The organism is Coprobacter fastidiosus (assembly GCF_982245605.1).
The window spans coordinates 37,063-45,805 of the sequence record NZ_CEVCIF010000030.1 but is presented as its reverse complement, the minus strand read 5'-3'; the positions used below and the strand labels follow the sequence as shown (position 1 = coordinate 45,805).

Annotated in this window: 10 protein-coding genes and 1 tRNA gene; 2 read left to right on the top strand and 9 right to left on the bottom strand. The window is 38.8% G+C overall.

All coding sequences use genetic code 11. The annotated features are described in order from the left end of the window. The first annotated feature begins 85 nt into the window (after nt 1-85). Nucleotides 86-159 (top strand) — tRNA-Asn (locus AC0UMU_RS08955). 266 nt (nt 160-425) lie between these two features. Here AC0UMU_RS08955 and tyrS read toward each other — a convergent pair. The 5 genes from tyrS to AC0UMU_RS08930 all read right to left on the bottom strand — a co-directional run bounded on the left by tyrS (nt 426) and on the right by AC0UMU_RS08930 (nt 4,102). Next, nucleotides 426-1,718, bottom strand: a complete 1,293-nt coding sequence (gene tyrS, locus AC0UMU_RS08950; protein WP_022600114.1) for a tyrosine--tRNA ligase — start codon at nt 1,716-1,718, stop codon at nt 426-428. A 125-nt stretch (nt 1,719-1,843) separates the two neighbouring features. Continuing rightward, nucleotides 1,844-2,500, bottom strand: coding sequence for a TatD family hydrolase (locus AC0UMU_RS08945; RefSeq protein WP_009318398.1), 657 nt, complete (start codon nt 2,498-2,500; stop codon nt 1,844-1,846). A gap of 10 nt (nt 2,501-2,510) precedes the next feature. Next, the gene (gene yidD, locus AC0UMU_RS08940; protein WP_009318399.1) at nt 2,511-2,732 is read right to left on the bottom strand and encodes a membrane protein insertion efficiency factor YidD; all 222 of its coding nucleotides are present in this window, start codon (nt 2,730-2,732) and stop codon (nt 2,511-2,513) included. After that, nucleotides 2,729-3,154, bottom strand: coding sequence for a ribonuclease P protein component (gene rnpA, locus AC0UMU_RS08935; RefSeq protein ID WP_009318400.1), 426 nt, complete (start codon nt 3,152-3,154; stop codon nt 2,729-2,731). Before rnpA ends, yidD begins: the two co-directional genes overlap by 4 nt. A 183-nt stretch (nt 3,155-3,337) precedes the next feature. Then, entirely contained in the window at nt 3,338-4,102 is a 765-nt protein-coding gene (locus AC0UMU_RS08930; protein ID WP_009318401.1) for a response regulator transcription factor, read from the bottom strand. Between the two features lie 82 nt (nt 4,103-4,184). Here AC0UMU_RS08930 and AC0UMU_RS08925 point away from each other — a divergent pair, with 82 nt between their 5' ends. Beyond that, on the top strand, nt 4,185-4,943 hold the full coding sequence (locus AC0UMU_RS08925; RefSeq protein ID WP_278714789.1) for a DUF1349 domain-containing protein: 759 nt from the start codon (nt 4,185-4,187) through the stop codon (nt 4,941-4,943). A 145-nt stretch (nt 4,944-5,088) separates the two neighbouring features. Here AC0UMU_RS08925 and AC0UMU_RS08920 read toward each other — a convergent pair whose 3' ends face one another. The 4 genes from AC0UMU_RS08920 to ychF are packed head-to-tail and all read right to left on the bottom strand — an operon-like array spanning nt 5,089 to nt 8,506. Beyond that, on the bottom strand, nt 5,089-5,844 hold the full coding sequence (locus AC0UMU_RS08920; RefSeq protein WP_009318403.1) for a uroporphyrinogen-III synthase: 756 nt from the start codon (nt 5,842-5,844) through the stop codon (nt 5,089-5,091). After that, nucleotides 5,841-6,791, bottom strand: coding sequence for a DUF4271 domain-containing protein (locus AC0UMU_RS08915; RefSeq protein ID WP_009318404.1), 951 nt, complete (start codon nt 6,789-6,791; stop codon nt 5,841-5,843). The genes AC0UMU_RS08920 and AC0UMU_RS08915 overlap by 4 nt, the downstream gene beginning before the upstream one ends. An 8-nt stretch (nt 6,792-6,799) precedes the next feature. After that, the gene (locus tag AC0UMU_RS08910) at nt 6,800-7,387 is read right to left on the bottom strand and encodes an LOG family protein (RefSeq protein WP_022389853.1); all 588 of its coding nucleotides are present in this window, start codon (nt 7,385-7,387) and stop codon (nt 6,800-6,802) included. Between the two features lie 15 nt (nt 7,388-7,402). Beyond that, nucleotides 7,403-8,506 carry a redox-regulated ATPase YchF gene (ychF, locus tag AC0UMU_RS08905; RefSeq protein WP_009318406.1) on the bottom strand — a complete coding sequence of 368 codons (1,104 nt, stop codon included), beginning with the start codon at nt 8,504-8,506 and terminating at the stop codon, nt 7,403-7,405. Between the last annotated feature and the right edge of the window lie 237 nt (nt 8,507-8,743).

The following is an 8,743-nucleotide window of genomic DNA, read 5'->3' as shown; positions in this document are numbered from 1 at the left end:
TAGAGCATCTGACTGTTAATCAGAGGGTCGTAGGTTCAAGTCCTACCTGAAGAGCTCTTTTTCTTTAAAGATTATATATTGTTATTCTTCAGTAGCTCAGTCGGTTAGAGCATCTGACTGTTAATCAGAGGGTCGTAGGTTCAAGTCCTACCTGAAGAGCGAAAAGTCGGTACATATCATACCGGCTTTTTTTATTTTCTTTTTGTTGTTGAATTGTATAAGGGTTGTGAACAAAATAGAAAAGCGATTTGATTCAAAATCAAATCGCTTTTCTATTGTTGTCTCACCAGGATTCGAACCTAGACAGGCAGAACCAAAAACTGCAGTGCTACCATTACACCATGAGACAATCCTATGCTTTGAGTCTATCTCAAAAGCGATGCAAAGATAGTGTAAAGATTTTTATTGACAAAATTCTTTACTTTTTATTTTGCAATAATTAAGAAATAGTTCTTTTTACCTTTTTGTACCAGAATATATTTTCCGTTTAATAGGTCCTTTTCGGATATTTCTTTGTCGAATTGGAGAAGTTTTTCTTTGTTGACAGATACTCCTCCGCCTTGAGTTATTTTACGCATTTCTCCTTTTGAGGGGAAGACGGCGGCTTTTTCGGTTAAAAGATCGACAGCTTTGATTCCCTGTATGAGCTCGTTTTTAGAGATCTCAAATTGCGGTACACCTTCAAATACGGCCAAGAGAGTGTCTTCATCGAGTTTTTTCAGTTGTTCCGATGTCGAGTTTCCGAAAAGAATATTCGAGGCTTCTACGGCAGCTTCATAATCTTCTGTAGAATGCACCATTATCGTAATTTCCTTTGCCAACCGTTTTTGTATAGGCCGCAGATGTGGTGCAGCATGTTGTTCTTCGATAAGGGCGTCTATTTCCTCTTTGCTGAGAGCTGTGAATATTTTGATATAACGTTCGGCATCGGCATCGCTTACATTCAGCCAGAATTGGTAAAATTTGTATGGAGATGTATAGCGTGGGTCGAGCCACACGTTTCCGGATTCTGTTTTTCCGAATTTCCCTCCATCGGCTTTAGTAATTAAAGGGCAGGTGAGGGCGAAAGCTTCTCCTCCGGTTGTCCGGCGAATTAATTCTGTTCCGGTAGTGATATTTCCCCATTGGTCAGAACCTCCCATTTGCAACTTGCAATTTTTTGTTTTGTACAAGTAGGTAAAGTCGTATCCTTGTACCAATTGGTATGAGAATTCAGTGAATGACAGTCCGTTGCTTCCCTCTCCGGCAAGACGCCTTTTTACGGAGTCTTTACTCATCATATAATTGACTGTGATATATTTTCCTACATCCCGGATAAAGTCCAAGAAAGAGAAATTTTTCATCCAATCGTAATTGTTGACCAACTCTGCAGCGTTGGGTGCATCCGACTCGAAATCTAAAAATTTGGAGAGTTGTTTTTTGATCGCTTCTTGATTGTGACGTAATGTTTTTTCATCCAGTAGATTGCGTTCTTGGGACTTCATAGAGGGATCTCCGATCATTCCGGTAGCGCCGCCGACCAGAGCGATAGGCTTGTGTCCGGCTCTTTGGAAATGCTTCAACATCATGACACTTACAAGGTGGCCGATGTGTAAAGAATCTGCAGTCGGGTCTATACCTACGTATGCAGTCGTCATTTCTTTCTGTAATTGTTCTTCTGTACCGGGCATTATATCGTGAATCATGCCCCTCCATTTTAGTTCTTCTACGAAATTCATTTTTTGACTATATTATGATATTTATCTATTGCAATTTGATAATTGTTGCTTCAGGGCAAAGATACATATTAAAAACAAAAAACGGAGTGTATGGCAGAACCAAAAGTTTTATTATGTATTTTTTCTTATCGGGATAAATCGAAAAGTTCGGAAAAGTTTGTACCGATCGATATGATGAGCTCGTTTTCCGGAATCTGCCGTATTTCGGCAATTTGCCGGTAAACGGTTTCGATATCGATATTACTGTCGTCGGTTTCGAGAAATAATCGGTGCAATGGTATTATTCGGGCGGTTTCGGGATTGAACTTGTGTCCGATCGAAATTCTGAAACCGTGTTGAATGAGTTCTGTTGCTAACTGAGGTTTTCCTCTGAATCCATGAATAATCCATTCTTGACGGGCTGCGGTTTCTTTTCGTAATTTTATCAGTTCATTGAAAGCCTTTACGCAATGGATAATCATCGGTTTTTTACTGTTCTCGGCAATTTCTATTTGTTGTTTAAAGATGGTTATTTGAATGTCTATCGGGGTATCGGTCAATTTATCGAGTCCGCATTCTCCGATTGCAAGCAGTTGCGGAGATTCTGCTATTCGGGATAACTGCAATGTCAACGACATCGGGTCTGTCGAGGCTATATGCCAAGGGTGTATGCCTGCGGAGAAATAGACACCCGGATATGCATCGGGGGAGGTAAAGCTATTTTTATAAGGCAGATTGCATATACTTAGTTTTCGATCGGTTGAAAGGGAAAGGTCGTGTGTATGCAGGTTGTAATAAGTCATATCATTATGTTTAAGGTACAGGATCATAACCGCTTCCTCCCCAAGGGTGACAACGGCAAATTCTTTTTATTGCCAACCAGAGGCCTTTGAACGGACCGTGTTTGCGAATGGCTTCGATTGCATATTCCGAACATGTAGGGACAAACCTGCAGGTTTGAGGTTTGAGAGGAGAAATACATGCCCGATAAAAGTAGACGGGTATTAATAGTAGTAAAGATAAAACTCTTTTCATGAATCATTCGGCTTTGGGAGATTTTTTTCGCAAGATTCTTTACATACCTTTTCTTTTAATTTTTGGAGTAAATCTTTTAGCTTTTTCTCCAATGTTTGATAATCGAGAATTTCCCTATCTAAATAAAGGATTGCCATATCCAAAGCTGTTTCTTGACTTTGAAGCGTATCGGTGAGAATATGTTTATTTTTTCGATAAGCTTCTTTTATTCGCCTTCGGATAAGATTTCGCTTTACCGCTCTTTTAAACCTCTTTTTAGGGATACTGACAAACATAGATACAGGAACATTGTCTGTATCGGAGACAGACCGATATACTATCCGGTAGGGATAGACGATGAATGAATTCCCTGATGTAAAAAGGGCATCTATCCGTTTTTTCCCGCAAAGTCGTTCTGCCTGTGTTAATTTGAAGTTTGCCATTCGATACCAATTAGAAAGCGAAAAATATGGTACAAAGATAGCAAAAATAGCTGGATTTAATTAGTAAAGTATCGGTACGGAATTTTTGGATACAAGAATATTCATTAATGGAATCTGTGCAATATCGATATTGAATGCCATTTTGCGGAGGATATTATGATTTGTCGTGTATTTTAATCGTATTTATATGATATTCAATCTAAATCCTACTTGAATCGCTGCTGCTGTATTGGAGACTTGTAGGGCAGAAAGAATATTTTGCCGGTGTCGGTAAACCGTGTTTGTAGAGATATTCAAAATGTCTGCAATTTGTTTGCTGCTGTGTCCTTTTGCCAATAACGTCAGTACTTCTTTTTCACGTGGGCTTAGTAATAAGTTGTCGTATAATTGATATTCTTTTTGCTGTACTACTTTACCATTCTTATTGTTTACGATTTGTCCTGATGTCAAAGTCGGGGTCTCTATGTAAGGTGTGTATGTGCAAAGTGATAGCCAAATGCTACCGTTAGGCAAACTTTCTAAATAATAAGAACGGTGCAGAACCGGAATCGTATTGCCATTTTGTAATTGAAAGTGAATGAGGCATATCGTGTTATAGTTTTTCCTTTCTCTGATTTCATTTGCACGTTGAAAATGAAAATAACGTAATTCTAAAACGTGTCGTTCGATCAAATCGTCAGCGGGGATGCAGTTGAATATTTCATCTTCAAAAGCAGAGTCGATAATTAGACCGTTTTGAGAGATCCCGATATTTTGACCGAAATTTCCGGCATAAATATAGCTCGTGTTTTTTCGTAAATCTGACAGTACGGCAATCCCGTTGTCTATTTGGACAAATGAGCGGACTTGCATTTTTCTGTTTTCAAGGATTTCATACTCCCATGTTGTTGTCCCAAAATCTTGCTCAGTGAGCAGTGACCTCAATTCTTGTTCCTGATGATTTGGCATAAATTGGTTAATTTTGACTATTGTCTTGTCGAAATAGAGTGACTAATTTTGCTGTACAAAAATACTTATAAAACATGAAATTATGAATAAAACATTTATTTATTGGACTTTATTAGGTATAAGTTTGTGCGTGAGCAGTTGTGAATCGCACCATAATCCTCAAAAAACTACAGACAAGGATAGTTTATCTACGATTGATCAAATTGATGAATTGAAAGGAACAGATTGTGATATTAAATTGGGTAATGTCATCTTTACTAAAGCTGTGAACGGCGCTGATACTTTGGTTCGGATTAAAGATAATGGAATATTGGAATTCAGGTGCGGAGGGAAGCGAGACTTTTTTTGCGATCCGAATGACGGAAAGTTGTCTAATAAGACCGCTCCGCTTTTGTTGACAAAAGTCGATAATACCCGACCTTTTACTTTTATGGCTAAAGTTTCACCTCAATTTACTGCTACGGACACTTATAATGCTGCGGATTTGTTTGTTTTTGTTAATGACACGATATGGCAGAAGTTTGCATTCGAGCAAGATGAGCGAGGTAAACACCGGATTGTCACTGTGCGTACGAGAGGAACCTCGGATGATAATAATCATGAAGAAATAGCCGGCTCTTCGGTTTATTTGAAAATATCTTCTGATACACATACTATAGCCAGCTATTATTCGACAGATAAGAAGACATGGCAGTTGGCTCGTTTGTATAAAAACGATTATCCTCAAGAGTTGTGGGTAGGTATTTGTAATCAATGTCCGCAAGGAGAGGGGAGTGTCAGTTTTTTTGAGGATATTTCTTTAGAACAAAGCAGTGTGAGCGATTTTCGGTTGGGAAATTGATTTGTATCTACTCGAAAAAACGCCTCCCTCTTTATTCATTAAGGATTAAAGAGGGAGGCGTTTTATTTTATAACATATTTTCATTTTAAGTTTGTTCGTTCACAGGATAGCCGGTTTTTGCAAACTCAAAAAGAATGGGGGTGTATTATTTCTTAGACGATTTGTTTTGTTCTTTAAAGAAAAGTTCCAATGCGGCTGTCATCGACGGGGCTTCCGGACGAGGAGCTTCGATGTCGAGTCTGAGTCCGGCATCCCTTACCGCTTTTGCCGTTGTCGGTCCGAAGCATCCGATTTTGATATCTTGCTGCTCGAAATTCGGGAAGTTTTTCAGTAATGAATTGATTCCTGAAGGACTAAAGAAAATCAGCATGTCATAATCGAATTTTTCTTCGGGAGCAAAATCGTTACTTACCGTACGGTACATTACCGCTTTTGTGTAATCGATTTTGTTTTTGTCAAGTAACGGATATTCGCCGTTATTGACATCTGATACCGGAAAAAGGAATTTTTCATCGGAATGTTTTATTAAGGCAGGAACAAGATCGTCCAGTTTCCCTGTATTTCCGAAAAAGATTTTTCTTTTTCGGTAGACGATATATTTTTGCAGATAGAGAGCTACCGATTCGGTCACACAGAAATATTTCATCGTTTCCGGAATCGTTACCCGCAATCCTTCACACAACTTGAAAAAATGATCAATTGCTGTTCTTGCCGTGAAAATAATAGCTGTGTAATCCAGAATAGAAATTTTTTGTTGTCTGAATTCTTTTGGGGTTATTTCTTCTACCTTAATGAAAGGACGAAACTCAATATTTACACCGTACTTTTCTGCAATGTCGAAATACGGAGATTTCTCAGAAGCTGGCTTTGGCTGAGAAACGAGTACTTTCTTGACTTTCAAAATGTTAGTATTTTAAATTCTACAAATTGGTAAATCAAAATCACACCTTTGTAAATTAGAAATAAAGGCATGATTTCAAGGGCGCAAAGGTACAAAATAAAGTACAGAATTCCATAAACATCTCTCAAAAAAATCTTAATCCCTTTATAAATAAAAATAATTCGGGAAAAAATGTAAGATATTGTAACTAATAAAAGCCCGATATTCAGAAAACCAGAGAGATAGATCATGCAGAAAATAATCGGGAATAAGATTATTCCTAATAATAAGTTGATAGATGCGTGATTGTCTATCCATTGTTTTGTGATGCCCGATTCTGTGAAAATAGAACCTAAAATGCGATATGCCGATTGTTGAAAATTGTAGTATAAGGTGGCTAAAACTGCAGCACAAAGTATTTCTTTGAAATATCCGATGTAGGTTAATTCAGGTTTTAGATAATGAATTAAAAATGTAAGTGCAATCCCTTCCATTACAAAAGTTTGAGCAAGTAAAATAAATCGTAACCGTGATTCGATAATCGTAGAATTATCTGCCATATCGGTACGGTTTCGATTGTTTTTTGATGCGGAAAAAGGCTGTGAAAAGAGCTTTATTCCTCGTCGAAAGGATGTTGCTACCAAAATGAAACAACAGAGTAAAATCAAAAATATTCCATCATTTTGAGAAGGATTTTCGATTTTTGGTATTCCTTCGAAACCTTCGGGAATGACAAGTGCGGCTTCTTTGTAATCGGTTAAAGGGTTGTCGATCGGAGCATAGCAATATGCCGACAAGCTTTCTGCGTATTGTGGCGTGAACTTGACGGAATCTTTTTTATAGTGTAAATCCCATTCGGGATGTGTGGTCCGTAATGAATCGGAAATAATTCTGTTACTGTCGGACAGGATGGGAGAGAGGGTGTCCGTTGTTATTACAGGGGCGATATGTATGCTGTCACTTGGCATTTATGCTGTTATATGGCTGCAAATTTACGTACGCTTCCATTCCAGTCGGGTGCAGAGTACAGAGCATCTATTGCATCTTGGGGAGTGGTAGCTACCACCCACATTCTCGTATGCTCCGTACGCATGAAATTTTGTTCAACGGCTTTTTCCAGTAGAGCGAGTAACGGATCGTAGTAACCGGCCGTATTAAGGATTACTATCGGATTGAGGTATAATCCTAATTGTTTCCAAGTGATGATCTCCAATAACTCCTCCAATGTTCCGCATCCTCCGGGTAATGCTATGACAGCATCGGACAAGGATGCCATACGTGCTTTTCGCTCATGCATAGAATTTGTAATTTCTATGTCTTGTAAACGTTCGTAGTGCCATCCTTCTTCGTACATAAAGCGGGGAATGATGCCGGTTACTTTTCCTCCGGCATCTAATACACTGTCTGCAATCGTTCCCATGAGACCTTGATTCCCTGCTCCGTATATGCAACGCAAATTATTCCGGGCAATAAGTTTTCCTAATTGCTTTGCCGCTTCGAAGTAGATAGCATCCACTTTTGAGCTTGAGGCACAATATACGCAAACTGATTGTATATTTCTCATTTGAATCGAATGTCCTTATACATTAAACCGGAAGTGCATGATATCTCCGTCTTGCACGATATAATCTTTTCCTTCTACATTCATTTTTCCGGCTTCTTTACAGGCTGTTTCAGATCCGTATTGGATATAGTCGTCATATTTGATGACTTCTGCCCGGATAAAACCTTTTTCGAAATCGGTGTGAATGATACCTGCGCATTGAGGAGCTTTACTGCCTTTAAGGTAGGTCCATGCCCGAACTTCCTGTACCCCGGCGGTAAAATATGTTTCGAGGTTTAGAAGGCTGTATGCTGCACGAATCAGTCGGGAGACTCCCGATTCTTTCAATCCGATTTCTTCCAGAAACATTTGCCGTTCTTCGTATGTTTCGAATTCTGCAATTTCAGATTCTATTTTGGCAGCAACTATCAATATTTCGGCATCTTCATCTTTTACCGCTTCCCGTACTTGTTCTACATATTTGTTTCCGTTTAAAGCGCTCTTTTCGTCAACGTTGCAAATATACATAACCGGCTTACTGGTAAGGAGAAATAACTCCCGAGCTATTTTCTGCTCGTCTTTAGTTTCGAAACTGACGGTACGGGCAGACTTTCCTTGTTCCAGAGCTTCTTTATACTTGCTTAATACATCGTATGCAAGCTTTGCATTTTTGTCACCTCCTGTTTGTGCTTGTTTCTGAACCTTAGAGATGCGGCTCTCTATCGTCTCCAGATCTTTCAATTGCAGTTCATAGTCGATGATTTCTTTGTCGCGTACGGGATCGACAGAACCGTCTACATGAGTTATGTTGTCATCATCAAAACAGCGTAATACATGTAAAATTGCATCTGTTTCGCGTATATTGGCAAGAAATTTGTTTCCTAATCCTTCTCCTTTACTAGCTCCTTTTACTAATCCGGCAATATCCACGATTTCTACCGTAGTAGGAACTATGCGTTGAGGATGAACGAGTTCTGCTAATTTATTGAGGCGTTCATCCGGGACGGTAATTACTCCGACATTCGGTTCGATCGTACAAAACGGAAAGTTTGCCGATTGGGCTTTTGCATTGGATAAACAATTGAAGAGGGTTGATTTGCCGACATTAGGCAAGCCGACGATACCACATTGTAATGCCATAGTTTATTTTGTTGAATTATTTTCGAAAATATTGTCTTGTTTGCTGAAACAATTCCGATAAGTTAACACCGGAAATAACAGTTATTCTTTCGACCTGCAAAGATAACCATTCTTTTGGTATATACGAATAGAAACAGGTTTGTTCGTTCGAAAACGATCTTTTGAGTTCTGTCTTTGGCTTTTTGTTGAACTTGTACCTCTCTCTCTTTGTTATTATCATGATAAAATGTTTATGAT